A 23,815-nucleotide genomic window follows, 5' to 3' on the forward strand; every position below is an offset into this window, starting at 1 on the left:
TCGCGACGGCGGCCCGTGGTCGGGTCGCGGGTCGCGCCTCCCGGCCGTCACCCGGTCGCGACGGCGACCCGTCCCTACTCGCCCGCGACGTCGATGAGGACCTTGCCGACCGCGTCGCCCTCGACGGCGTCGTGCGCGGCGGCGGTGTCCTCGAGCGCGAAGCGTGTCAGGGGCAGGCCGGCGTCCTCGCCGACGGAGAGCACGCCGTCGCGCAGCGCGGCGGTGACGTCCTCGGCGGCGGCGGCCAGGGCGCGGTCGCCGATCGTGTAGAGCAGCAGGAACTGGTAGCGGGCGTTCACCGACATGTTCGGACGGATCGGGAGCGTCGCCTCGTCGCCGCCGTTGTTCGCGTAGATCGACACGACGCCGTGGTTCGCCAGGACGTCGGCGACGAGCTGCGCGTTCTGGGGGATCGAGACCTCGACGACGATGTCCACGCCGTCGGGAGCGATCTCGCGGATGCGCGCGGCAGCGTCCTCGTCGCGGTAGTTCACGGTGTGGTGGGCGCCGGCGGCGGTCGCCAGGGCGGCCTTCTCCTCCGAGCTGATCGTGCTGATGACGGTCGCGCCGGCCCAGCGGGCCAGCTGGATCGCGGCGTGGCCGACGGCCCCGGCGCCACCGGCGACCAGCACGGTGCGGCCCTCGAGCGCTCCGGGCGTGAGCCGCGACGGGCCGTCCTCGTGGGTGGTGAGGGCGCGGTGCGCGGTCATCGCGGGGACGCCCAGCGAGGCGCCGACGTCGAGGCTCGTGCCCTCGGGCAACGCCACCGCGCGCGACGCCGGCACGACGGTGTACTCCTGCGCGGTGCCGGTGGGGCGGCTGGCGGCGGCCATGTACAGCCAGACGCGGTCGCCCTCGTGCAGGGTGTCGACGCCCTCGCCGACGGCGTCGACCACGCCGGCGCCGTCCTGGTTCGGGGTGATCTCGGGGAAGGGCAGGCCGTCGCCGTAGGTGCCGCCGGCGCGGGCCTTCCAGTCGGTGGGGTTCACGCCGGAGACGACGACGCGGACGCGGACCTCGCCGGGACCGGGCTGGGGGACCTCCCGCTCGACCAGGTCGAGGACGCTGCTGTCACCGGGCTTCGTGTAGACGATCGATCGCATGTGTCCAGGCAACCACCGGGGGTCCCCGGGTCTTCCTGGCGACGGTCAGCGGCGGCGCCCGTGCGTGTCCGGCGCGTGCCGTTCTGCGGGGCGTCGCTCCGCGCGCGGTCACAGCCCGCAGCGAGCGGCGCCTGCTCGCGGCGCTCGGCTCCTGCCGCCAGCGCGCGCCGCGTCCGCGCGTATCAGCTCAGCGCGCGTCGTACGCGTCGCGGGATTCCTGCACGTCGGCCATGTGCGACGTCGCCCAGTCCTCGAGCGGTGCCAGCACCGCCCGCAGCGATCGGCCCCGCTCGGTGAGCTCGTACTCGACCCGCGGCGGGATCTCGGGGAACACCGTGCGCGTCACGAGCCCGTCCCGCTCGAGCGCCCGGAGCGTCTGTGTGAGCATCTTCTGCGACACGCCCTGCACCCGGTCGGCCACGGCGGAGTACCGCCGCGGTCCGTCCACGAGCGACCCGATCACCAGGACGCTCCACCGGTCGCCGATCCGGTCGAGCAGCTGCCGCGAGGGGCAGTCCGCCGCGTAGGGGCTGTACTCGAGCGCCGACATCATGACCTCCGTTACGCACTGTGAGGTGCCTACTTCCCGAAAGAGAGTAACGCGAGTACGGTCGGGTGCACCAGTCACGGAAGGACACTCATGACCAACATCGTCGTCTTCGGCGGCACCGGGTACGCCGGCTCCGCCATCGTCCGCGAGGCCCTGTCCCGCGGCATCGCCGTCACCGCCGTCGCCCGCGACACCTCGAAGCTCGACGCCGCCGAGGGACTCACCCTCGCGCAGGGCGACGCCTTCGACGCCGACTTCGTGGCGGACGTCACGAAGGGCGCCGACGTCGTCATCGTCTCGCTGTCCGCGGTGCAGGCGGACGGCAGTGAGCTCAAGGACAAGTTCCAGCACTTCGTCGATGCGGCGACCGCTGCGGGTGCCCGGCTCGGTATCGTCGGCGGCGCGGGCTCGCTGCTCGTCGCCGAGGGCGGCCCGGCACTCGTCGACACCGACTCGTTCCCGGACGAGGTCAAGCCCGAGGCGAAGAGCCACGGCAAGATCCTCGAGGCGCTCCGTGCGGGCGACTACACCGGTGACGTCGACTGGTTCTACGTGAGCCCGGCGGCGGCCTTCGGTAGCTGGAACCCCGGCGAGCGTCGCGGGACCTACCGTACGACCGACGACCTGCTCCTGACGGACGCCGAGGGCAACTCGGACATCTCCGGCGCGGACTACGCCATCGCGGTCGTCGACGAGGTCGAGCACCCGGCGCACCACCGGGCGCGCTTCGGCGTCGCGTACTGACGCGAGCGGCCGGCCGGACCGGCCGACGGGACCGGCTGACGGACGGGAGGCACGCTGCGGGCTCGCACCGCGCCTCCCGTCCGTCGTGTGGTGCGACGTGCCCGCGCACGACGGGGAGCACGTCGCGCCACGCCATCTCGTGGCGCGACGTGCCTTCGGTTGCGCCGCGGCGAGGCGCGCCGCCGCGCGACCCGCCGCCGCCGCGTCACCTGCCTCGCGGTGAACCACAGAGCCGACATCGAACCAGGCCGGCGGGTCGGTTCGACGTGGGAATCGTGGTTCGATCCCGGCGCGGCGCGGCGCGGCGCTGCGCGTGCCGCCGCGGCGCCGCGCTACCGCGCCTCGATCGCCGGCAGCGGCACGTGGTGCCGCATCCGCACCGCCAGGTGCAGCCCGCCGCGCCGCGCGAGCACGACCCCGGCGACGACCGCGGCAAGCGCGGGGACGCCCCCGGCGACGACCATGCCGACGTGCGCGCCGAAGTGGTCGACGACCTGGCCCATCACCGGCCCGCCGACCGCCTGACCGCCGAGCAGCACGAGCACGTACAGCGACATCACGCGCCCGCGGATCGCGACGTTCGACGACAGTTGCACGAGCGAGTTCGACGCCGTCATGAACAGCAGCTGCGACATCCCGACCGCGACGAGTGCCACCGTGAACGGCGCGATCACCGGGATCGAGCCGCTCACGACGAGCAGCACGCCCGTCCAGAACACCCCGCCGACGATCGTGCGGAGCCGCACCGTCGCACGCCTCGTCGAGAGCAGCGCCCCCGTCAGCGCGCCGACCGCGACGCCGGAGTTGAACACGCCGTAGCCGCCGGCGCCGACGTCGTAGACCTCGGACGCGAAGGCCGAGAGCAGCACCGGCATCGTCAGGGCGAACACCGAGAAGAACGCCATGAGCACGACCGGCACCAGGATCGTCGGCTTCCGGACGGCGTAGCGGAGGCCCTCGACGAGCTGCCCCTTGGCGCGCGGCATCGGCGGTGTCCGGTGGAGCTCCGAGGTCCGGAGGAACCCGAGCGTGACGACCACTGCGACGCAGGCGACCGCGTTCACCCCGAACGACCACCCCGCCCCGACGGCGACGAGCAGCGCTCCGGACAGCGCCGGACCGATCATCCCGCCGAGCTGGAACACGCTGGAGTTGACGCTGATCGCGTTGCGCAGGTGCTGGTGGCCGACGATCTCGGTGACGAACACCTGCCGAGCCGGGTTGTCGATCACGGTCACCATGCCGACCAGGAACGCGATCACCCAGATGTGCCACGCCTCGACCACGCCGGTGAGCGTCAGGACGGCGAGGAGCGCGGAGAGCACCGCGAAGGCGCCCTGGGTGAGCATCATCAGGGCGCGCTTCGAGAAGCGGTCGACGAGCACACCGCCCCAGAGTCCGAACAGCAGCATCGGCGCGAACTGGCACGCGACGGTGATGCCGACCTGCGCGACGGATCCGGTGAGCTGCAGCACGAGCCAGTCCTGCGCGATCCGCTGCATCCACCCGGCGGTCATGGCGACCAGGTTCGTCGCGGTGAAGAGCCGGAAGTTCGGCACCGAGAGGGCGATGAGCGTGTGCCGCCAGGGCGGGCGCTCGGCCTGGATCGGCAGCGGTTCGGTGGGCGGAGGGAGGGTCGTCGATGACGCACTCACGGTCGTGGGGCTCCGGATCGTCGGGGGTGGATTCGGTACCCGTTCGAAACTACGTGGCGACGACCCATTCGACACCCCTATGGTGGCTATCACTCCATTGCGATGTCGAATGGCGGCGGTCCGCCCGCCGGAGGAGGTCACGTGCTCGACCCGGTGCTGCTCCGCACGTTCCTCGCCGTCGCCGAGACCGGCAGCTTCACGCTCGCCGGCCAGCGGCTCGGGATCAGCCAGCCGACGGTTTCACAGCACGTCCGCCGACTCGAGACCGCCGTCGCCCGGACGCTCGTCGCGCGGGACACCCGCGGGGTCGCGCTCACCGACAACGGGGACGCGATGGCCGGGTTCGCCCGGTCGATCCTCGCGGCGCACGCGACCGCCGACGCCTACTTCTCCGGAGCGGCGACCCGCGGCCGGCTCCGCTTCGGGGCGGCCGACGACCTCGCGATCACGCAGCTGCCGCGCATCCTGCGGGACTTCCGCCGGCTGCACCCGCAGGTGAACCTCGAGTTGACGGTGAACCAGTCCGCGCCGTTGCTCCGTCGGGTGCACGCCGGGCAGCTCGACCTCGTCTTCATCAAGCAGACCGCGGGGGAGTCCGCCGAGGGCACCCGCGTCGCGACCGACCAGATGGTGTGGATGGCGCAGGACGGCATCGCGCTCGAGGCCGACGAGCCCGTCCCGCTGATCGCCTACCAGGCGCCGAGCATCAGTCGGCAGATGGCGATCGACGCGCTCGAGGCCGCCGGCCGCACGTGGCGGATCACCTGCAACACCCGCGACGTGAACGGGGTGCTCGCCGCGGTGCGCGCGGGGATCGGGGTCGCGGTGTTCCCGCACTCGCTCATCCCGGCGGACCTCGTGAAGGTGTCGCAGCGGCTCGCGCTGCCGGACCTCCCGGCGGTCGACTACGTCCTCATCGCGAACCCGACGGTGCAGCGCGAGCCGATCGACGCCCTGACGAGCGCGATCCTGTCCCGCGGGGTCGTCCGCGCCGTTTGAGCGCTCCGGCCGCCCTGCCGCCCTGCCGCCAGACACTCCCGCCAGAGCGACAGGCTGCCGCCGATGTTCCGCGGCGCACTGTCGCTTTCGCGGAACTGACCCGCATCGGGCCTCGCCTGGCCGCGCCGGGCAGGCCGCGCCGGACCGCGCCGCGCCGTGCCTGGCCGGGAGCGGCCCGCTACGGCGCGACGGTCGGCGTGGTCCCCGTGCCGGTCAGGTCGGGCAGCGCCACACCCGCCGGCGCCAGCAGCGCCGCGGCGACCGCCCAGAGCAGCACGAGCGTCCCGACCCCGCCGAGCACCGCCCCGAGGAGCCCCACCGGTCGCTGCCACGTCGCCGCGGGACTCCGCAACGCCGTCCCCGACAGTGCGAGGGCGAGCACCCCGAGCACCAGTCCCGTCGCGTGCACCGTCGCCGGCGCCGTGAACCACCAGGCGGCGAGGGCGATCGTGGCGACCCCGGTCACGGCCCCGAGCGCGGCCGCCGGCGTCACACCGATCGCGGTGCGGCTGCGGTCCCGAACCGCTGCGTCCCCGGCCTGGAGGCTCCGCTCGCCCCCGTCGTCCTCGCCCACTCCGGCGTCGACCCCGGTCTGCACCGTGGTCGGCTCCGACCGATGGCCTCGCCCGCGGGTCCCGGCCCCCCGGCGCCGCACCGGAGCGCCGGCCGTGCTCGGTTCGGCGGGGACGACCGACGCGGCCGTCGTGCCCGTTGGGCCGGTGGCGGCTCGGGCATCGGCGGGGAGTGTGCCGGGGAAGACCGACGGCGCCGGGGCCGGGGCCGGCGTCGACGTCGACGCCGGGGCGGGTGCTGCGATCACGGCGTCGAAGTCGCTCGGCGCGGGCTCGACGACGACCGGCCGCGGTGCCTGCTGTCGGGCGAAGCGCGCTGGCGTGCGGTACCCGATCGGACCGGAGGGCTCGGGTTCCGTGCCCTCGACCACCACGTGCTCGAGGCCGGGCACCGAGAAGCGGGGCTGCCCGACGGTCGGCACGGCCGGTGTGGGGCGTTGCACCGGTGCCGAGGCGTGGGCGCTGTGGGTCGGGTCGACGGGAGGCGTGAGGGGCCCGTTCGCCTCCGCGGCGTCGGCGGGCGACACCGGCAGGGGAGCGGTGTCGGAGGACGGCACCTGGACGGCGGGCGAGGTGGGAGCGGGCGGGAGCAGGTGTTCCTGCGGCGGGTAGTCCGGGACGACGACCTCGCCGACGGGCAGCGACCCGGCCCGAGCCGACAGCGACACCGGAGCCGACGTCGACACCGGGCCCGACGGCGACACCGAGCCGGACGTCGACACCGAGCCCGCGGCGGCTGCTCCGGCGCCCGCGGCAGCCCCGACCGCGGTCGCGGTGGGCGACCCGGCGACGGCGGTGCCGTGCGGGCCGGGAGCGGCCGCGGGGACCGACGCACCCGTGTCGACGACGGCAGGGTGCGCGGCGGGGGCGAGTGGTGCCTCCCGGCCGCTCACGCTGTCCTCCGGGGGCGCGACGACCCACGCAGGGACCGCTCGACGCGGCCGGTCTCGGTCCAGCATGCGGTGCGACGCCACTCGTGCTCCCTCGCTCTTCTGATCCATCGTCATTTCTATCCGCGTGCATGGATCATGCGCAGCCCCAGTTCCGGGGTCGCGCGGTCCACTTCCCGCAGGAGGCCCCGCGGGAGGCCCCCGCAGAACGCGACGAAGGCGGCTCCGCGCAGGGCTGCAGCGCTGCGGGGAACCGCCTTCGTGGCGTCTTGCGGCGGGTGTGACTACATGTCGCGGTAGCGCTTCGCCTCGGCGAGCTTCGTACGGAGCTCGTCGGCCGTGAACCGCGTGACGTACCCGGGTGTGTCCCGCTGGATCCGCCAGCCCTCGGCCAGCGGACCGGCGTCGACGACGTCGAACCCGAACTGGTCGATGAGCTCGGACACGACGCGCTTGGCCTCGGCGTCGTCACCCGCGACCACCAGGGCGCGGCGGTCCGGGGTGCCGGCGGGGGTGGCCTCGTCGGTGAGTGCCGTGGCGGCGATGTGGTTGAACGCCTTGACCACCCGGGCGCCGCGCAGGTGGTCCTGCAGGAGCTCCGCGGTGGTGGTGGTCTCGTCGTCGAGGGACGCGATGTGGCCGTCCCGTTGCGGGTAGTAGTTGTTCGTGTCGATGACGACCTTGCCGACCAGGGGCTCGACCGGGATCGTCTCGATCGCCGCGAGCGGGGTGGTCACGACGACGATGTCGCCCGCGGCCGCAGCCTCGTCGCGGGTGGCCGCACGGGCGTGCTCGCCGAGCTCCGAGACGAGGTCCTGCAGGGTCTCGGGCCCGCGCGAGTTGGCGATCACGACCTCGTGACCGTGCTGCACGGCGAGGCGCGCGAGCTGAGAACCGATGTTGCCTGCTCCGATGATGCCGATCGTTGTCATGCGGTCGTGCAACGCGGTCCGGTGCGGAGCATTCCCACCCGGGCGCGTGCCGCGGTGCTCGGTGCGTCCCGGCCGGTGCGCTCCGGCCGGTGCGGACCTCCGTGCGGCCGCTGTCCGTCGGGTGCATGATGGCGCCATGGCCCAGGAGTTCCGCGACGAAGCCGACCGCGACCGCTACGCGATGTACGTCGACGGCGAGCTCGTGAGCGTCCTCGACTACCGGGCCGGGGACGACGCCGTGTCGTTCCCGCACACCTACACGGTCCCGAAGCACCGCGGGCACGGCTACGCGGCGGAGCTCGTCGCACACGCCGTCGGTGACGTCGAGGCCAGGACCACGAAGCGCATCGTGCCGATGTGCTGGTTCGTCGGCAAGTGGTTCGACGAGCACCCGGAGAAGGCCGACCTGCTCAGCCGCGGCGCCGCGGACTGACGCACCACCCGGTCCGGTCGCAGCGTCGCCGCCGGCCCCGAGCACCCGGAGACACCGTGCCCACCATCACCCCGTTCCTCTGGTTCGACGACCAGGCCGAGCAGGCAGCCACCTCCTACGTGTCGCTCTTCCCGGACAGCCGGGTCGACCGCGTTGCGCGGACCCCGGACGGCACCGCCCTCGTCGTCGAGTTCACCCTGCTCGGCCAGCCGTACCGGGCGATGAACGGCGGGCCGGGGCACCCGCACACCGACGCCGTGTCCTTCCAGGTCGACGTCGACACCCAGGAGGAGCTCGACCGGGTCTGGGACGCGCTCCTCGCCGACGGTGGTCGGCCGCTCGCGTGCGGATGGCTCCACGACCGCTGGGGGCTGACCTGGCAGGTGACCCCGTCGATGATGGGCGACCTGATGACCGGCGGCGGCGACCCGGAGGCGAACGCCCGGGTGTTCCGCGCGATGCAGGACATGGTCAAGCTCGACATCCCGGCGCTGCAGGCCGCAGCGGCCGGCGGGTGACGAGGAGCCGGGGTGTCCGCCGGTAGGGTGGCGGGACCCACCAGTGCCGGGAGACCGGCGCACCCGGTCACAGGCTGGAGGACCCGATGAGCAGCCCGAGTGCAGACGTCCGCGGCGGCCGCACGACCGACGACGTCCGCAACACGGACATCGGCCGCGCCTACACCGAACTCTCCCGCATCACCCGACGTGCGAGCATCCGGGCGCGCGGCGACGACCTCGTGCTCAGCGTCGTCGACCAGTCCCTCGTCGACTTCGTCGTCCAGCACCCCGGGTGCATGGCGATCGACATCGCCCGCTACCTGCGGCTGAACCGGTCGACGATCTCCCGACAGCTCTCCGGCCTGCTCGCAGCGGGGCTCGTCCGCACCACCGACGGCGGCTCCGGCAACGCGAAGCCGCTCGAGGCGACCGACGCCGGCCGTGCCGCACTCGAGCGCTCGGTGCGCCTGCACCGCGACGCGCTCGAGGAGCGGCTCGCCGACTGGTCCGACGACGACGTCGCGCTCCTCGCCGGCCTGCTTGAACGACTCGGCGCCGCCGACGAGGCCGGTCTCCCCATGCCCGCGCGCGCGACCGACGACGGCGCCGACGCCGACACCGGTCACGGCGGCGACGGCGACCCCGGGCGCGACGGTCCCACCGCCTCGTGACCACCTCGTTCGTCCTGCTCTCCGACACCCACCTGCCGAAGCGCGCGAAGGACCTGCCCGCCGGGCTCTGGGCGGACATCGACGCCGCGGACCTCGTCGTGCACGCGGGGGACTGGGTGGACCTCGCCACCCTCGACGCCGTGCAGGGACGGTCCCGCCGCTCCGAGGGCGTCCGCGGCAACAACGACGGCCCCGAGTTCGACGACCGACTGCCGCTCGTCGCGCGGTTCACCGTCGAGGACCTGCGGTTCGCCCTGGTGCACGAGACCGGTGCCGCGACGGGCCGCGAGCGTCGGGCCGACGCCGCCTACCCGGACACCGACGTGCTCGTCTTCGGGCACTCGCACATCCCCTGGGACTCGGTCGCGCCCTCAGGCATGCGCCTGCTCAACCCCGGGTCGCCGACGGACCGCCGTCGACAGCCCGACTTCACCTGGATGCGGGGCACGGTGGACGGGCGCGCGCTGACGGTCGAGACGGTCCGCCTGCCCCCGGCAGCCCGCTGACGCGACGCAGCGGTCGGGACGGCGGGCACGGACCGCGCGGACCCACCGGACGGGAGGCGCGGCTGGTGTCCGCCCCGTGCCTCCTGTCCGTCCCGTGGCGGGTGCCACCGCCGTGGTCCGGTCAGCCGCGCCAGCCGGGCGGCTCCGTGGGCATCCGGAAGAACGCGAGCTCCCACTCGGTGGACCGCCGGTGCGCCCGCGCCATCCGCCCCCGCTCCGCCGGGTCCGCAGCCGCGGCGAGTGCCTCGACCCGTGCGGTCGCCGCGGCGCTCGCCGCCGCGAACGTCGGGTCCCCGTACGCACCGAGCCAGTCCGCGAACGGGTGTCCCTCCGGAGCATGCCCGAGCTGCGTCCCGACCCAGGCGTAGACCCGGAAGCACGGCAGCACGGCGGCGGCGAGCACCCCGACCGACCCGCTGTCGGCCGCGTCCTGCAGGTGGGCGAGGTACCCCGCGCAGGTCGGGTGGACCGGGTCGTCGGCGTGGGTGCCGGCCAGACGGCGGTGGTGCAGGTCGCGTGCCTCGTCCGCGCAGCCCTCGGCTGCCGAGGCCCAGGACCGCGCATCGTCCCCGTCCGTGGCCGTGGCGAGCCGCCGGAGGTGCTGCTCGTAGGCTCGCAGGTAGTGGACGTCCTGCGCGAGGTACCCGGCGAACACGTCCGGGTCGAGCGTGCCGTCGGCCAGGCCCTCCAGGAAGGCGCACGAGCGCGTCGCGTCGAGGGTCTCCGCGACGTCCGTCCACCACCGGTCCGTCCAGGTCACCGGGGGCAGGGCCGCACGGGTGCGGGCGCCGTGGTCGACCGGGCCGTTGCCCGTCCCGACGTGCAGGGCGTCGGCACCCCGGAGCGCGTCGGTGAGCCAGGACTTCGCCTCGCCGACCGCGAGCTCCCAGTCGCCGTCGCGTGCAGCCAGCGTCGCGATCGCACTCGACAGCGAGCACCCCGTGCCGTGCGTGTTGCTCGTGGCGACCCGCGGCCCCCGGAAGGTCCGGGCGGAGCCGTCGGGCCGGACGAGCACGTCGTCGGACGTCGGGCCGGTGTCGTGGCCGCCCTTCGCGAGCACCAGGACGTCCCAGCGGCGGGCCACCAGACGTGCGGACTCCAGGGGTGTCGCAGCGGTGCCCCCGGCGAGCGCGACGAGGTCGGTCAGCTCCGCGCGGTTCGGGGTCACCAGGTCGGCGAGGACGAGCAGGTCGCCCATCGCGGCCGCGGCCTGCGGGTCGAGCAGCCGGTCCCCGCTCGTCGCGACCATCACCGGGTCGACGACGACCACGGGCGGGCGGTGCTCGCGGAGCCAGTCGCTGACCGTGCGGACGACCTCGACGGTGCCGAGCATCCCGACCTTGACCGCGTCGACCACCACGTCGTCCGACACGGCGTCGAGCTGCTCGCGGAGGAACCCGACGTCGGGCACGTGCACCGACCGGACCCCGTGGGTGTTCTGCGCGACGAGGGCCGTGACGACGCCCATCCCGTAGCCGTCGTGCGCCACGATCGCCTTGAGGTCCGCCTGCAGCCCCGCGCCGCCGGTCGGGTCGGTGCCCGCGATGCTGAGGACGCGCGGGACGAGCAGCCCGCCCGGTCGGGCCCCCGTGGTCGGCCCGGTGTGCTCCGTCGCTGTTGTGCCGGTGCCGCTGACTGTGTCTGCGCCTGCGCCCGGGGCGGTCATGCCCCGCTCCACGCGCGGACGTACGCCGCTGCCGCCGCGTGCGGGTCGGCGGCAGCGCAGATCCCGGACACCACCGCGACGCCCGCCGCACCGGCCGCCCGCAGCGGGGCGACGTCGTCGAGGGTGACCCCGCCGATCGCGACGCACGGGACACCGAGCGGTCGAGCCGCACGCGTGATCCGGGCGACGCCGTCGACGCCGAGCGCCGGCGGGTGGTCCGGCTTCGTCGAGGTGGGGTGGACGACGCCCACCCCGAGCAGGTCCACCGTGCCGCGGGGCAGCTCCGCGAGGGCGTCGAGGTGCTCCGGGGTGTTCGCGGTGAGCCCCACGTGGGCGTCCGGCCCGAGGAGCGCCCGGGCGGCGGCGACCGGCAGGTCCGACTGGCCGAGGTGGACGCCCGCGACCCGGTGGCCGGCGCGTCGGGCGGCGAGCGCGACGTCGGTCCGGTCGTCCACCACGACGGTCGCGCGGTCCCCGACGGCGTCGGCCACCGCGGCGGTCAGGGCGAGGAGGTCGCGGACCGGCGCCTGCTTGTCCCGCACCTGCACGAACCGCACGCCGGCGTCGACCGCGGCACGGACCACGCCGAGCACGCCCCTGCCGTGCCGGTCGACGAGCACGGGGTCGGTGACCAGGTAGACGCCGAGGTCCGTCGGGGCGCTCACGGCCGGACCGCCGCGGGCAGGGCAGCCCGTGCCGTGCTCGCAGGCTCGGGCCCCGTGCTCGGCGGCGTGGCGTCCGTCGTGACGCGTGCCACCCGGACGACGTCCTCGGGGGTCAACGCGGCCAACCGGTCGAGGAAGAGTGGCTGGAACGTGCCGGGCCCGCCGGCGTCCCGGGCGGCCAGCTCGGCGGCGACCGTGTGGACGAGGGTGCCGGCGACGGCGGCCGTGCCGGGGTCCTCCGGCACCACCGCCGCGAAGGCGGCGATCACGGCGCCGAGCGCGCAGCCGCCCCCGGTGATGCGCGTGAGCAGCGGTGTCCCGTTCGCGACCCGCACCACGCCCGTGTCCGGCGCGACCAGCAGGTCGACGGGACCGGACACGGCGACGGCGCCCACGAGCCTCCCGTCCGACGCCCGGAGTGCGGCCTCCCGCGCCTCGTCCGTCCCGGCGGTGCTGTCGACCCCGCGGCCGCCGTCGGCGGCACCGAGCAGGGCGAGGACCTCCGAGGCGTTGCCGCGCAGCACGGACGGGCGGAGCGCGAGCAGCTCGTGGGCGAGTGCCGTGCGGACCGGCAGCGAGCCGACGGCGACGGGGTCCAGGACCCACGGGGTGCCGGCGTCGACCGCCGCGGTGACCGCCTCGACCGACGCCGCGCGCGGCTCGGGGTGCGGTGTGCCGGTGTTGACGAGCAGGGCGTCGGCCACCCGGGCGAACGGGCCGGCCTCGGTGGTGACGTCGACCATCGCGGCGGAGGCGCCGAGGGCGAGCAGGACGTTCGCCGTCACGTTCTGCACCACCGTGTTCGTGATGCACTGCACCAGGGGGCTGCGGGCGCGCACCTCCTCGAGCAGCGTGGCGGTGCGGGCAGCCCAGTCCGGGGACGGGGCGCCGGCGGATCCGGGTACGGGCGCAGCAGTGTGCATGGACGATCCCTTCGCGAGTACGAGCTCGAGCAGGTTCGACGGGTGTGATCTCAGCCGCTCGGTGCGGCACCCCGTGTCTCGGACGACACCGTACACGACGTCCGACGACGTCCTCCGGGCACACCGGGGGTGCGGTGTGCCAGTGTTGACGGGTGCCTGACGTGACCCCTCCCGGACCGCCGCCCGGACCCCGAGACCCCGGCGACGCGTGGGCCGTCGGACCGGACGGCACGAAGGCCTGGGGACGCTTCGGCGCGGCCGGACTGCTCGTCGACGACGGCGCCGGACGCGTGCTCCTGCAGCACCGCGTGGAGTGGAGCCACCACGGCGGGACCTGGGGCATCCCCGGCGGAGCACGGCACCAGGACGAGGACGCCGTCACCGCGGCGCTCCGCGAGTCCGCCGAGGAAGCGGGGGTGCCCGAGGACGGCATCGACCTCCGGCACGCCGCCGTGCTCGACCTCGGGTTCTGGACCTACACGACCGTCGTCGGCCGGGCCCGGACCCCGTTCGAGCCGGTGATCGCCGACCGCGAGAGCCTCGCACTGTCGTGGGTGCCCGTCGCCGAGGTCGACGCGCTGCCGCTGCACCCGGGCTTCGGTGCCTCGTGGCCGGCGCTCCGAGCCGCGATCGAGACCGCCCCGCACGTGGTGGTCGACGCGGCGAACGTGGTCGGCAGCGTGCCGGACGGCTGGTGGCGGGACCGCGCGGGTGCGGCGGAGCGACTGCTGTCGTCCGTGGCGGCGCTCGCCGCACGGGGGCTGGACGCGAACGAGCTCGGGCTGCCGTTCGCGCGGTGGTGGCCTCGGTGGACGGTGGTGGTCGAGGGCGAGGCGCGGGCCGCAGCCGCGACTGGGTCCGGGGCCGACAGCGCCTCGGTCGAGGTCGTCCGCGCCGAGGGCTCCGGCGACGACGCGATCGTCGAGGCCGTCCGTACGGCGCTCGCCGACGGCCGTGCACCGGTCGTCGTCGTCACGGCGGACCGGGAGCTCCGGACCCGCGTCGAGGCCCTGGGTGCCGAGGCGCGCGGGCCGGGCTGGTTCCGCGAGCAGTAGCCCGACGCCGGGACCACCGGCGCGCCACGGTGTCGGGCGTGCCGCTGCCGCCACCGCGAGCACCGGCGCGACCTGTGTCGGGCGTGCCGCTGCGTCAGGCCTCGGGCACGTACCGCTTCGACGACACCAGCAGCGCCACCCACGACACCACGCCGAGTCCGACCACGACGGCCAGGACCACCGACACCGGCACCCCGGCGCCGCCGACGACCGCCGCGATGACCGCCGGCGCGAGGAACCCGCTGTAGGCCACCGCGTAGAACGCCCCCGTCAGCCCGGCCAGGTCCCGCGACCCGGCGATGCGCTGCACCTCGAGCAACGAGGACACCAGCGCGGTCCCCATCCCGACGCCGATCACCACGTTCGCCGCGAGCCCGACCCACACCGACTGCAGCTCGATCGCCAGGAGCACGATCCCGATCCCGACGGTCACCACCGCGACCGCGGTCACGAGCCCGCGCGCCGAGGACACCGAGTGCACCCGCTTCGCGAACGGCTGCACGGCGCTCGACACCCCGAGCGCCACGACGGTCGCGGCGGTGGCGAACACGAGCCCCCACGGGCCGGTCGCCCCCGCGAGCCGCGTCGGCAGGTACCCGTAGCCGATCGCGGCCGATCCGAAGATCCACGGCGCCGCGACGACGACGACCCGCGTGAACCGGCGGTGCCCGGCACTCGGGATCGCGAGCTGCCGCCACCACGGCCCGGCCAGGCCGCCGTGCACCGCGGTCTCCGGTGCCCGCCACACGACGAGGGCGAACGGCGCCGCGACGCAGACGTGCACGAGGAACGGCAGGACCTCGGGCACGGGGCCCCACTGCGCGATCCCGCCGGCGACGAGCGCGCCGATCCCGGACCCCAGCGTGAACGCCAGCGATGCCCGCCGTGCACCCGAGCCGGTGTCGGCGGTCGGGTCGTACCGGCCCTGCGAGAGCTCCTTCACCCAGCTGTTGCCGACCGCCATCGCGATGCCGACCGTCACCCCGGAGAACAGTCGTCCGGCCGCCAGGAACCCCGGACCCAGCGGCCCGAGGGCCAGGAGTCCGCTGCCGACGACCGCGGCGCCGATGCCGACGAGCATGAGCGGCTTCCGCCCGTGCCGGTCGGAGAGCGACCCGGCGACGAGCAGCGCGGGTGCGAGCCCGAGCACGTAGACGCCGAGGAATGCGTTGACGAGCAGGGACGAGTAGTGCGCCCGCTCCTCGTACATGAGCAGCAGCGGGGAGAACTGGTTGCCGCCCCACGAGCACACGAAGACCGCACCCCAGACCATCGCCCACGGCGCCACCCGGCTCGCCGGCGCTGCGACCGACCCGGTGGTCGGGACGCTCCCGGTCGCGCCGCTCACAGCGCACCCCGGTGCGAGGCGACGTGGGCGCGGAGGACCGCGGCGTACCGCTCGGCGTCGCCGTCGTCGAGAGCGGCGGCGAGTGCGCGGTGGTCGTCGAGCGACGCCTGCAGCTGCTCCGGCCGGAGCCGCATCAACTGGTGCCGGAGCCGCTGCTGCCGGTCGGCGAGCGTCCGGGCGAACAGGACCGCGATCGCGTTCCGTGACCCCGCGATCACGGCTGCGTGGAACGCCGCGTCCCGCTCGACGAACCGGTCCACGTCGCCGTCCGCGACCGCCGCCTCCTGCTCCGCCAGCTCGGCCCGGAGGCGCGGTGCGAGTTCCGGCGCGCGACCGTCGGTGACGACGCGGGTCGCCGCCGTCGACTCGATCGCCTCGCGCATCTCGAGCACGTCCGCCGCCTCGTTCGGCGACATCGGGCGCACGACGGCGCCCCGGCGGGCTCCGAGCAGGATGAGCTCCTCGGCCGCCAGCCGCAGGAACGCCTCGTGCACGGGTGTCCGCGAGACGCCGATCTCCTGGCACAGGGCGTTCTCGCTGATCGCCGTGCCGCCGGGCAGGTCGCCACGGATGATCGCCCGCTTGACGTGCTCGTAGGCCCGTTCCGCCGCGGGTGCCTCGGTGCTGGTGTCGCTCACGACAGCCGATCCTACGCCTTGCATGCAACCTTGCATCCCGTGCGGAGCGAGAACGTCACACACGGTTCGTGACCGGATCGAGACATTCCCCGGCCACCGTCGCTACGCTGACCCTCACGTCAACGGAGACGTACCGATCAGGAGGTCACGATGGAGCGTGTCACCAGAGCCGACGACCGCGTCCACCGCCCCGCGGGGCCCTGGACGCCGACGGTCCACCGGCTGCTCGCGCACCTGCACGAGCAGGGGTTCGTCGCGGCCCCGGAACCGATCGCCGTCGGCGGCGCGGTCGAGACGGTGAGCTTCGTGCCCGGCACAGCGGGGAACTACCCGTGGAGCACCGAGATCGCGAGCGAGGCCGCCCTCGTCACCTCCGCGCGGCTGCTCCGCCAGTACCACGACGTCGCGGCGACCTACCCGCGCGACGCGACGGTCGACGTGTGGTCGCAGGCGGAACGACTGCCGGTCGAGACGATCGTGCACGGCGACTTCGCGCCGTACAACTGCGTCTACGACGGCATCGCGGCCGTCGGACTCATCGACTTCGACACCGCGCACCCCGGGCCGCGGGTGTGGGACGTCGCGAGCGCCGTCTACCGCTTCGCGCCGTTCACCACCGGCCTGGTCGAGGGCAGTACCGCGCCGGGGCTCGACGAACGCCTCGACCGGGCGGCGGAGTTCTGCCGCGCCTACGGGCTCGACGACCGCTCCCGCGGGGTGCTCGTCGAGACCATGACGGCGTCGCTCGTCGCGCTCGTCACGACGATGGAGACCGAGGCTGCGGCGGGGAACCCGAAGTTCCTCAGCGACCTGGAGCACGGGCACGCGGACCTGTACCGCGCGGACGTCACGTGGATCGAGTCGCACGCCGACGCGATCCACGAGGCGGTCACCGCAGGCTGACCCCGGCGTCCCGAGGACGGGACGCGCGCGACGGACGTGCACCGGGCCTCCCGGCAGCTCCCAGCGCGTACGCGGCGGACTCCGATGCTGCAGCGGGTAGTGTCGCAGGGCCATGACCGACAGCCCGGCCGACGCCACCCCGTACGAGGTCCTCGGCGTCCCCGCGACCGCCGACGACGACGAGCTCCGGCGCGCCTACCGCCGGGCCGCCCGCGAGACCCACCCCGACCTCGGCGGCGACGCCCGGCGCTTCCGCCAGGTGCAGATCGCGTGGGAGCGCATCGGGACCCCGGCCGCCCGGCGCGCGTACGACGCGGGGTCGCGTGCATCGGCACCGCGGACGGCGTCCGGTCCGTCCGGCTCGTCCGTCTGGTCGCACGACGACGGCGGCGGCTTCGCGCCCCCGACCGCCCGACGCGACTCCCGGCCGCGGGCGCGCTCGCACGGCCACCCCGGCGGCCGCTCGCGCGAGGTGTTCCTGCAGGCCGAACGCGAGTGGGTCGGCCTCGGCGACCCGATCGAGGACCCGTACGACCCCGCACTCGTCCGGTCGGCGCCGCGCCACATCCGGCGCCTGCTCGCCGAGGCGCTGGCCGAGGAGGCGACCGCCGCGATCGTGTCCGACATGGGCATCGGCGTGAGCGTCTGGCACGACCTCGACGCCGGTGCCGAGGGCAAGCTCGACCACGCCGTCCTCACCCCGAGCGGGCTCTGGGCCGTCGAGTCGATCGACTGGGGAGCGCCCGTGCGCATCGAGCACGGTGAGATCGCCGGCGAGACCCTGGCACCGGGGGAGCGCCCGGTCAAGGAGCTCGTCCGTGCCGCCCGGGCCGTCCAGAAGCAGACCCGCGTGAAGTTCACCGGGCGACTGATGGTCGTGCCGGACGCCGCCGTCGACGAGGACGTCCAGGTCGTCGGCCCGGCGCGGAAGCCCACCGCGCTCGTGGTCCGCCGGAGCGCCCTGGGGCAGGTCCTGAACGGGGTGTTCTCGCCGGAGGGCTCCGTCGACGTGTTCGAGATCCGCGACCGCCTGCAGCAGACCGTCCGCTTCGTCTGAGGCGCCCGGACCCGGGACTCAGTACCCGCGGAGCTTCTCGAGGTCGCGGCGCTCCCGCTTGCTCGGACGCCCTGCCCCGCGGTCGCGCGTCGGGACGAAGCCGGCCTCCTCGCGGGGCAGCCGCGGCGGGGTGCGGTCCTCGAAGTGCTTCGCCGCCTCGGTCGCGCTCGTGCGCTTGAGGATGATGCCCCGCACGACGACCACACGGTCGAAGCCGTGCTGGCGGACCCGGACCTCGTCCCCGGGGGCGATCGGCTGCGCCGGCTTCGCGCGCTCGCCGTTCACCCGGACGTGACCGGCCTTGCACGCGCTGGTCGCCGCGGAGCGGGTCTTCGTGATCCGCACCGCCCAGATCCAGCTGTCGACGCGTGCCTTCTCCATCCGCCCAGCCTAGGCGGCCCGGTCCTGCGAGCAGGCCCTACGCTCGACCCGTGCAGGAACCGCCGCAGCAGGACGCCCTCGCCCGGGCACTGGCGCTCGGTGTGCTGTCCGACGCGACGCTCGGTGACCGGCTCGTGGTGCGGGCACGGCACGGGGACGGTGCGCAGGACGCCCTCGGCACGCTGACCGCACGCACCGCCGACACGGTGACGATCGAGACGCGCCGGGGGCCCTCGACGTCCGGCTCGCCGACGTCGTCGCGGCGAAGCCCGTGCCCCCGCCACCCGCGCCCCGACCGCGTCGACCCTGACGGCGACGTCGCCGCAGCCCTCGCCGCCGGTCACCGGCGAGCCGTCGCCGTCCCCGCAGCGGCCGCCACGTAGCCTCGACCCATGGCCGTCCCCGTCCCGCTCGGCACCGAGGACCGAACCTCCCGCCTCACCCTCCGCCGTCCCGACCGCTGGCGCCGCGAGGACGCCCCGCAGGCCGACCTCCGGCTGACCGGCGACGACGTGGTGCTGACCGTCCGCTCCCGTCCCTCCGAGCGCACGATCGCCGAGGAGCACACCAGCCTGCTCGAACGCCTGCCCGGCTCCGTCGAGGGGCTCCGGCTCATCGGCTGCGATCCGTGGACCGCCGCCGGAGCGCCGGCCCGCCTGGTCGAGTACGTCCGCCCCGACGAGGAGGGCGACGTCACCGGCAGCCACCTGCTCTTCGTCACCGGACGGCACCGCGTCGACCTCACCGTCGAGCGGCCGCTGACCCGGATGCTCGCCACCGACGACCTGGTGTCGAGCGTGCTCGAGTCCGTCCGCGCCACCGAGCCCGCAGCGTCCCGACCGCAGCGCGAGCTCGAGGCCCTCCCGGTCGCCGCGCCGGAACCGCAGCTCGACGGGACGCACCTGGGGCCCGACGCGCTGACCACCCTGCGCAGCCTGGCCGGTCGCCGGTGGGACCCGATGCTCCTGCGCTCGCCCGCCGGCCGCGAACTCGTGCAGACCGGGCTCGTCGGCCGCCTCGGGACGCTGCCCGAGGCCACCCAGGAGCTCCTCGCGCCCTGGGCCGACGACACCCAGCCGGTCACCCTCGAACAGCGGCTGCCCGACGGGCGGACCACGCGCCTCCAGGCCTGGTCGGAGACCGTCGTCGACGGGACGGACGAGACGGGCGGCACCGTCGCCCGGCTGCCGGTCGAGCGCGTGGTCGCGTTCGCGGCCGGGAGGCTCGGCATCCGCCCGTCGTGGACCTTCCCGTTCCGCACGGGGTCGGTCGGCGCGGACCTGCTGTCCCGCAGGACGGGGACCGCCGCGACCGCGTCGGACCTGCCGGCGGCCGTCGCCGAGGCAGACCCGCGCCTGGCACGCTTCTGGGCGGCGCCGTGGACGGTCTCGTCGATCCGTCGGCCGGGGCGGCCGGCGCCGGTCGTCGTCGTGCACGCCGAGGGGATCGGGTTCGCGCGGGTCGGACGCACGGAGGCCGGGGAGACGGCCTTCCGGTCCGACTCCCCGGCCAACGTCTACCGGTCCCTGGTGCGGGCGCTGCTGGGCTGACGCTGCTGCTGCTGCTGCCGCTGCCCCTGCTCGCTAGGCGGCGGGGCCCGCGGTCAGCGTCACGGTCACGGTGTGCGCCGCGCCGGATGCGTCGGTGTAGCCGACCTGCACGCGGTCGCCCACGGCGTGGGCCCGGATCGCCGCCGTCAGCGCGTCGTTGCTCGCGACCGCGGTGCCGTCGAGGCTCGTGATCGTGTCGCCGGCGACCAGACCCGCTGCCGCCGCACCCGAGCCGTCGACGGTCCCGGCGACCGGGACCCCCGCGGTGGTCTGCGACGTCGCCGTCGAGGCCACCTCGACGCCGAGGAACGCCGGCAGGCCGATCGTGATGGTGTCCGAGGACTCCCCGGCGAGGATCTTGTCCGCGATCGCCTTCGCCGTCGTGATCGGGATGGCGTACCCGGTGACCTCGGCCGAGCCGGACGACGCCGCGGTCGCCATGCCGACGACCTCGCCCTCGCTGTCCAGGACCGGGCCGCCCGAGTCGCCCGGCACGATCTGCGCGGCGACCTGGATGAGGCCCTGCAGCGACTCGGTGCCGGTGCCGGACTCGCTCTGCACCTGGATGTCCTGGTCGAGTGCGGTGACGGTGCCCGCGGCGGCGACGAGGTTGCCCGTGCCCTCCGCGTTGCCGACGTCGGTCACGGCGTCACCGGTGGACGGTTCGCCGTCGTCGTCGAGCGCCACCGTGGACAGCCCGGAGGCGTTCTGCAGCTTGAGGACGGCGACGTCGTGCGTGGCGTCGGTGCCGACGACCTCTGCCTGGTACTGCTTGCCGGTCGTCTCGTCGGTGACCGTGATGCTCGTGGCGCCCTGCACCACGTGGTTGTTCGTCAGGACGAAGCCGTCCGAGGTGAGGATCATGCCGGTCCCCGCTGCCTGCGACGAGGTGTCGTAGTTCATCACGGTGTCGATCGTCACGACGCCCTTCTCCTGGGCGGTCGTCGCCGGGGTCGCGGCGGTCTGCGTCCCCGTGCCGCTGCTGCTGCTGCCGCTGCTCCCGCTCCCGCTGCTGCCGTCGCTGCCCGAGCCGCTGCCGTACCCGGGGACGGTGAAGCCGTTCGTGCCGCCGCCGGTCCCGCCGCTCGTGCCGGAGCCGCCGCCGGGGAGCGTCGTCGAGCCCTGCGACTGGCTCGACGTCGTCGTCGTGCCGTGGGAGGACAGCCCGAGGGCGGTGCCGCCGGCCGCGCCGATGATCGCCAGTGCGGCGACACCCGAGCCGATGACGAGCCCGAGCCGCCGCGGGCGCTTCGTGTCGGGGTGGTTCGCCGCCGCTGCACCCGAGGTCCAGCCCCAGGGCGTGGAGCCGCCGGTGGGAGCCGCGTTCGTCGCGCCGTGGGCGGTCGTGCCGGACGCGGTCGCGCCGGAGGCGGTCGCACCCGGGCCGGAGGTGCCGCCGAGCGAGGTACCGCCGAGGGCTGCGCTGCCGATCAGGTAGGGGCCGCGGCCGTCGGGCGTGTAGGCGTAGGGCCCCGAGCCGTCGGTGCCGTACAGCCACGGGCCGCTGCCGTCGAAGGCGTAGGCGGGGCGGAGGGTGTCGCGGTCGGCGTGCGGGGCCTCCCAGCCGGGGCGGTCGGTCGCGCGCTGGTCGTCGGCGGGGTTCTCGTTCATGGGTGCTCTCCGGTCGTCCCTCGACCACCCCGGGGGTGGCGGTGTGTTCCTCGACGACCCGGTCGGGCGTCGACGGAGACCAGTACAGGAGCCGAACCCATGACGACCCTATGAACGGACCCAGTGGCTGCTCCGGGCTTGCTCGGGGGCCGCCGTACGAGGTGCGGGATTAGGCTTGCCGCACCTCCCATGCACGCGTCCTCACCCGTCACCCCCGCCGTCCGGCCCCGCCCGGCACCCGCCTCGCGGTCCCGTCTCGTCGGGGCGGCCCTGCTCGCGGTCGCCGCGCTCGTGGTCGCCGTCGCACTCTCCGTGGCCTTCGGCTCGCGCCCGATCCCGCTCGGCACCGTGGTCGACGTCGTCCTGCACCCGGACCGGAACGACGACGTCGGGCTGATCGTCCTCGGCAACCGCGTCCCGCGGACGATCGTCGGGCTGCTCGCCGGTGCCGCGCTCGGGGTGGCCGGTGCCGTCATGCAGGGTGTGACCCGGAACCCGCTCGCCGACCCGAGCATCCTCGGCATCAACGCCGGAGCGGCCCTCGCCGTCGTCGTCGGCATCGCGGTGTTCGGCATCAGCGGGACGGCGGCCTACCTGCCCTTCGCCTTCGTCGGCGCCGGACTCGCGGCGCTGCTCGTCTACGGCATCGCGGCCGTCGCCCGCCGCGGCCTGTCGCCGGTCGGGCTCGCACTCGCCGGAGCGGTGGTCGCCGCCGCGCTGTCGTCGATCACGACGGCGGTCCTCGTGTCGAGCCAGAGCCTGCTCGACCAGCTGCGCTTCTGGCAGGTCGGCGCACTCGCGGGCAAGGACCTCGGCACCGCCGGAGTCGTCGCGGCCCCGGTGCTCGTCGGGCTCGTCGTGGCCGCCGGACTCGGCCGCTCCCTGAACACCCTCGCGCTCGGGGACGAGCTGGCGGCCTCGCTCGGCCAGCGCGTCGTCCTCGTCCGCGTCGTCGGCGGGGTCGTGACGGTCCTGCTCGCGGGCTCCGCGGTGGCCGCCGCCGGACCGATCGCGTTCGTCGGCCTCGCCGTCCCGCACGCCGTCCGCCGACTGAGCGGACCCGACCAGCGCTGGACGATCCTCCTGTCCGCCCTCGTCGCACCCGCGCTCCTGCTCGTCGCCGACGTGGTCGGACGGGTCGTCGCGTACCCGGGGGAGCTGCAGGTCGGCATCGTGACCGCGCTCATCGGCGCACCGGTCTTCATCTGGCTCGTCCGGTCGCGGGTGGTGACCGGCCTGTGACCGCCCTCCGCCGCGAGCTCGTCGTCCTCGGCGCGGTGCTCGTGCTCCTGGTCGCCCTCGTGCTCGTCGGACTCGGGGTGGGGGAGATCCCGCTCACGCCGCTGCAGGTCGCCGGCGCACTGGTGGGCCACGGCGACACCGTCTCGGACTTCGTGATCGGGCAGCTCCGCGGGCCGCGGGTCGCCGGGGCGCTGCTCGTCGGGGCCGCGCTCGGTGCGGCCGGCGGCATCGTGCAGAGCGTCGTGCGCAACCCGATCGCGAGCCCGGACGTCATCGGCATCACCTCGGGGGCGAGCGCCTCCGGCCTGACCGCGATCGTGCTCTTCGGCGCGAGCGGCGGGGTGCTGTTCGGGTCCGTCGTGGTCGGAGCCGTGCTCGTGTCCGTCGTGATCGCGGCACTCTCGTGGCGCCGCGGGATCACCGGCAACCGGGTCGTCCTGGTCGGCATCGGGGTCGCCGCGATCTGCCTGAGCATCACCGGGTGGATGCTGACCGCGGGCACCGTGCAGCAGGCCGGCACCGCGCTCCTCTGGCTCTCCGGCAGCCTGAACGCCGTCGACCGGACGCTCGTCGGCATCCTCGCCGTCGCCGTCGTCGTGCTCCTGGCCGCCGCCCTCGCACAGTCGCGGCGGCTGACGGTGCTCGCGCTCGGCGACGAGGTCGCGGCCGCCCTCGGCCTCCGGCCCGACCGGGCGAAGGTGCTCCTGCTGCTCACCGCCGTGGGGCTGACCGCGGGTGCCGTCGCGACCGCCGGACCGGTCGCCTTCGTCGCGCTGATGGCCGCCCCGATCGCACGCCGTCTCGTCGGCAACGGTCGCGTCGCGCTCGGTGTGGTCGCGGCGGTCGGTGCGGTCGTCACGCTCGCGAGCGACCTGGTGGCGCAGTTCGCGATCCCCGGCAACGCGCTGCCGGTCGGGGTGGTCACGGGCGTCGTGGGGGCGCCGTACCTGCTCTGGCTGCTCGCGCGCGGCCGGTAGCGACCGCGCCCGAGCCCGGGCGTGCCTGGGCCTGCCGGGTGTACCTGGTCGTTCCGGGCGTACCTGGGCCTGCCGGGTGTACCTGGTCGTTCCGGGCGTACCAGGTCGTCCTCATCCACCAGGTACGCCCGCTTCCGCATCCCATCTCAGCCGTTCTGGGAAGGAACGGGTGTCCGGGCGGACGGGAGGCGCGGGGCGGGCCGGTGCCGCGCCTCCCGTCCGGCGCATGGTGGCGTCCTTCCGT

25 protein-coding genes and 1 riboswitch are annotated in these 23,815 nt (G+C 74.9%); of the genes, 13 read left to right on the forward strand and 12 right to left on the reverse strand.

What is annotated here, in order from left to right; genetic code table 11:
- Positions 1-74 precede the first annotated feature (74 nt).
- Both LCG91_RS06105 and LCG91_RS06110 read right to left on the reverse strand, forming a co-directional pair.
- Complete coding sequence (locus LCG91_RS06105) at positions 75-1,103, reverse strand: NADPH:quinone reductase (RefSeq protein ID WP_224442834.1); 1,029 nt, start codon at positions 1,101-1,103, stop codon at positions 75-77.
- A 187-nt stretch (positions 1,104-1,290) separates the two neighbouring features.
- Positions 1,291-1,653: a winged helix-turn-helix transcriptional regulator gene (locus LCG91_RS06110; RefSeq protein ID WP_058749567.1), complete on the reverse strand. Its 363-nt coding sequence runs from the start codon at positions 1,651-1,653 to the stop codon at positions 1,291-1,293.
- Positions 1,654-1,743: 90 nt separating this feature from the next.
- On the opposite strand from LCG91_RS06110, the gene LCG91_RS06115 reads away from it, so the two are divergent.
- Positions 1,744-2,397: an NAD(P)-dependent oxidoreductase gene (locus LCG91_RS06115; RefSeq protein ID WP_224442835.1), complete on the forward strand. Its 654-nt coding sequence runs from the start codon at positions 1,744-1,746 to the stop codon at positions 2,395-2,397.
- 332 nt (positions 2,398-2,729) lie between these two features.
- On the opposite strand, the gene LCG91_RS06120 is transcribed toward LCG91_RS06115, so the two are convergent.
- Positions 2,730-4,052, reverse strand: coding sequence for an MFS transporter (locus tag LCG91_RS06120; protein ID WP_224442836.1), 1,323 nt, complete (start codon positions 4,050-4,052; stop codon positions 2,730-2,732).
- A 141-nt stretch (positions 4,053-4,193) separates the two neighbouring features.
- Between LCG91_RS06120 and LCG91_RS06125 the strand changes: the two genes are divergently transcribed.
- Entirely contained in the window at positions 4,194-5,051 is an 858-nt protein-coding gene (locus tag LCG91_RS06125; protein ID WP_224442837.1) for a LysR substrate-binding domain-containing protein, read from the forward strand.
- A gap of 178 nt (positions 5,052-5,229) precedes the next feature.
- On the opposite strand, the gene LCG91_RS06130 is transcribed toward LCG91_RS06125, so the two are convergent.
- Positions 5,230-6,516, reverse strand: coding sequence for a hypothetical protein (locus LCG91_RS06130; protein ID WP_224442838.1), 1,287 nt, complete (start codon positions 6,514-6,516; stop codon positions 5,230-5,232).
- 281 nt (positions 6,517-6,797) lie between these two features.
- Positions 6,798-7,445 carry an NADPH-dependent F420 reductase gene (locus LCG91_RS06135; protein ID WP_058727410.1) on the reverse strand — a complete coding sequence of 216 codons (648 nt, stop codon included), beginning with the start codon at positions 7,443-7,445 and terminating at the stop codon, positions 6,798-6,800.
- Between the two features lie 136 nt (positions 7,446-7,581).
- Between LCG91_RS06135 and LCG91_RS06140 the strand changes: the two genes are divergently transcribed.
- From LCG91_RS06140 to LCG91_RS06155, 4 genes are all read left to right on the forward strand, one after another.
- Entirely contained in the window at positions 7,582-7,878 is a 297-nt protein-coding gene (locus LCG91_RS06140; RefSeq protein WP_224442839.1) for a GNAT family N-acetyltransferase, read from the forward strand.
- A 56-nt stretch (positions 7,879-7,934) separates the two neighbouring features.
- On the forward strand, positions 7,935-8,396 hold the full coding sequence (locus tag LCG91_RS06145; RefSeq protein WP_224442840.1) for a VOC family protein: 462 nt from the start codon (positions 7,935-7,937) through the stop codon (positions 8,394-8,396).
- 86 nt (positions 8,397-8,482) lie between these two features.
- Entirely contained in the window at positions 8,483-9,049 is a 567-nt protein-coding gene (locus tag LCG91_RS06150; RefSeq protein ID WP_224442841.1) for a MarR family winged helix-turn-helix transcriptional regulator, read from the forward strand.
- Positions 9,046-9,555 carry a metallophosphoesterase family protein gene (locus tag LCG91_RS06155; protein ID WP_137767022.1) on the forward strand — a complete coding sequence of 170 codons (510 nt, stop codon included), beginning with the start codon at positions 9,046-9,048 and terminating at the stop codon, positions 9,553-9,555. The genes LCG91_RS06150 and LCG91_RS06155 overlap by 4 nt, the downstream gene beginning before the upstream one ends.
- Before the next feature lie 121 nt (positions 9,556-9,676).
- On the opposite strand, the gene thiD is transcribed toward LCG91_RS06155, so the two are convergent.
- The 3 genes from thiD to thiM form a co-directional block, all read right to left on the reverse strand.
- Positions 9,677-11,221: a bifunctional hydroxymethylpyrimidine kinase/phosphomethylpyrimidine kinase gene (thiD, locus tag LCG91_RS06160; RefSeq protein WP_224442842.1), complete on the reverse strand. Its 1,545-nt coding sequence runs from the start codon at positions 11,219-11,221 to the stop codon at positions 9,677-9,679.
- Positions 11,218-11,886, reverse strand: a complete 669-nt coding sequence (gene thiE / locus LCG91_RS06165) for a thiamine phosphate synthase (RefSeq protein WP_224442843.1) — start codon at positions 11,884-11,886, stop codon at positions 11,218-11,220. The genes thiD and thiE overlap by 4 nt, the downstream gene beginning before the upstream one ends.
- Positions 11,883-12,809 (reverse strand): hydroxyethylthiazole kinase, encoded by a 927-nt coding sequence (gene thiM, locus LCG91_RS06170; protein ID WP_224442844.1) that lies wholly within the window; start codon positions 12,807-12,809, stop codon positions 11,883-11,885. Before thiM ends, thiE begins: the two co-directional genes overlap by 4 nt.
- Positions 12,798-12,893, reverse strand: a riboswitch (TPP riboswitch). It overlaps the preceding gene by 12 nt.
- Before the next feature lie 68 nt (positions 12,894-12,961).
- Between thiM and LCG91_RS06175 the strand changes: the two genes are divergently transcribed.
- Positions 12,962-13,864 (forward strand): NUDIX domain-containing protein, encoded by a 903-nt coding sequence (locus tag LCG91_RS06175; RefSeq protein ID WP_224442845.1) that lies wholly within the window; start codon positions 12,962-12,964, stop codon positions 13,862-13,864.
- A 94-nt stretch (positions 13,865-13,958) separates the two neighbouring features.
- Here the strand turns inward: LCG91_RS06175 and LCG91_RS06180 are convergent, their stop codons facing one another.
- The gene (locus LCG91_RS06180) at positions 13,959-15,212 is read right to left on the reverse strand and encodes an MFS transporter (protein ID WP_224442846.1); all 1,254 of its coding nucleotides are present in this window, start codon (positions 15,210-15,212) and stop codon (positions 13,959-13,961) included.
- Entirely contained in the window at positions 15,209-15,850 is a 642-nt protein-coding gene (locus LCG91_RS06185) for a GntR family transcriptional regulator (RefSeq protein WP_058729202.1), read from the reverse strand. The genes LCG91_RS06180 and LCG91_RS06185 overlap by 4 nt, the downstream gene beginning before the upstream one ends.
- Positions 15,851-16,000: 150 nt before the next feature.
- On the opposite strand from LCG91_RS06185, the gene LCG91_RS06190 reads away from it, so the two are divergent.
- Positions 16,001-16,753, forward strand: coding sequence for an aminoglycoside phosphotransferase family protein (locus tag LCG91_RS06190; RefSeq protein WP_058729203.1), 753 nt, complete (start codon positions 16,001-16,003; stop codon positions 16,751-16,753).
- Between the two features lie 112 nt (positions 16,754-16,865).
- The gene (locus tag LCG91_RS06195; RefSeq protein WP_058729204.1) at positions 16,866-17,810 is read left to right on the forward strand and encodes a J domain-containing protein; all 945 of its coding nucleotides are present in this window, start codon (positions 16,866-16,868) and stop codon (positions 17,808-17,810) included.
- Positions 17,811-17,828: 18 nt separating this feature from the next.
- Here LCG91_RS06195 and LCG91_RS06200 read toward each other — a convergent pair whose 3' ends face one another.
- A complete protein-coding gene (locus LCG91_RS06200) occupies positions 17,829-18,191 on the reverse strand; it encodes an RNA-binding S4 domain-containing protein (protein ID WP_058729205.1) in 363 nt (120 codons plus the stop codon).
- Between the two features lie 50 nt (positions 18,192-18,241).
- On the opposite strand from LCG91_RS06200, the gene LCG91_RS06205 reads away from it, so the two are divergent.
- Complete coding sequence (locus LCG91_RS06205) at positions 18,242-18,574, forward strand: hypothetical protein (protein ID WP_224442847.1); 333 nt, start codon at positions 18,242-18,244, stop codon at positions 18,572-18,574.
- Positions 18,575-18,583: 9 nt separating this feature from the next.
- Positions 18,584-19,741: a hypothetical protein gene (locus LCG91_RS06210; RefSeq protein WP_058729206.1), complete on the forward strand. Its 1,158-nt coding sequence runs from the start codon at positions 18,584-18,586 to the stop codon at positions 19,739-19,741.
- A gap of 33 nt (positions 19,742-19,774) precedes the next feature.
- On the opposite strand, the gene LCG91_RS06215 is transcribed toward LCG91_RS06210, so the two are convergent.
- Positions 19,775-21,352, reverse strand: coding sequence for a S1C family serine protease (locus LCG91_RS06215; RefSeq protein WP_224442848.1), 1,578 nt, complete (start codon positions 21,350-21,352; stop codon positions 19,775-19,777).
- A 189-nt stretch (positions 21,353-21,541) separates the two neighbouring features.
- Here LCG91_RS06215 and LCG91_RS06220 point away from each other — a divergent pair, with 189 nt between their 5' ends.
- Both LCG91_RS06220 and LCG91_RS06225 read left to right on the forward strand, forming a co-directional pair.
- Positions 21,542-22,594 carry a FecCD family ABC transporter permease gene (locus tag LCG91_RS06220; protein WP_224442849.1) on the forward strand — a complete coding sequence of 351 codons (1,053 nt, stop codon included), beginning with the start codon at positions 21,542-21,544 and terminating at the stop codon, positions 22,592-22,594.
- Positions 22,591-23,571 carry a FecCD family ABC transporter permease gene (locus LCG91_RS06225; protein ID WP_224442850.1) on the forward strand — a complete coding sequence of 327 codons (981 nt, stop codon included), beginning with the start codon at positions 22,591-22,593 and terminating at the stop codon, positions 23,569-23,571. Before LCG91_RS06220 ends, LCG91_RS06225 begins: the two co-directional genes overlap by 4 nt.
- Positions 23,572-23,815: the final 244 nt, after the last annotated feature.

The organism is Curtobacterium sp. TXMA1, assembly GCF_020162095.1.
GTDB lineage: Bacteria > Actinomycetota > Actinomycetes > Actinomycetales > Microbacteriaceae > Curtobacterium.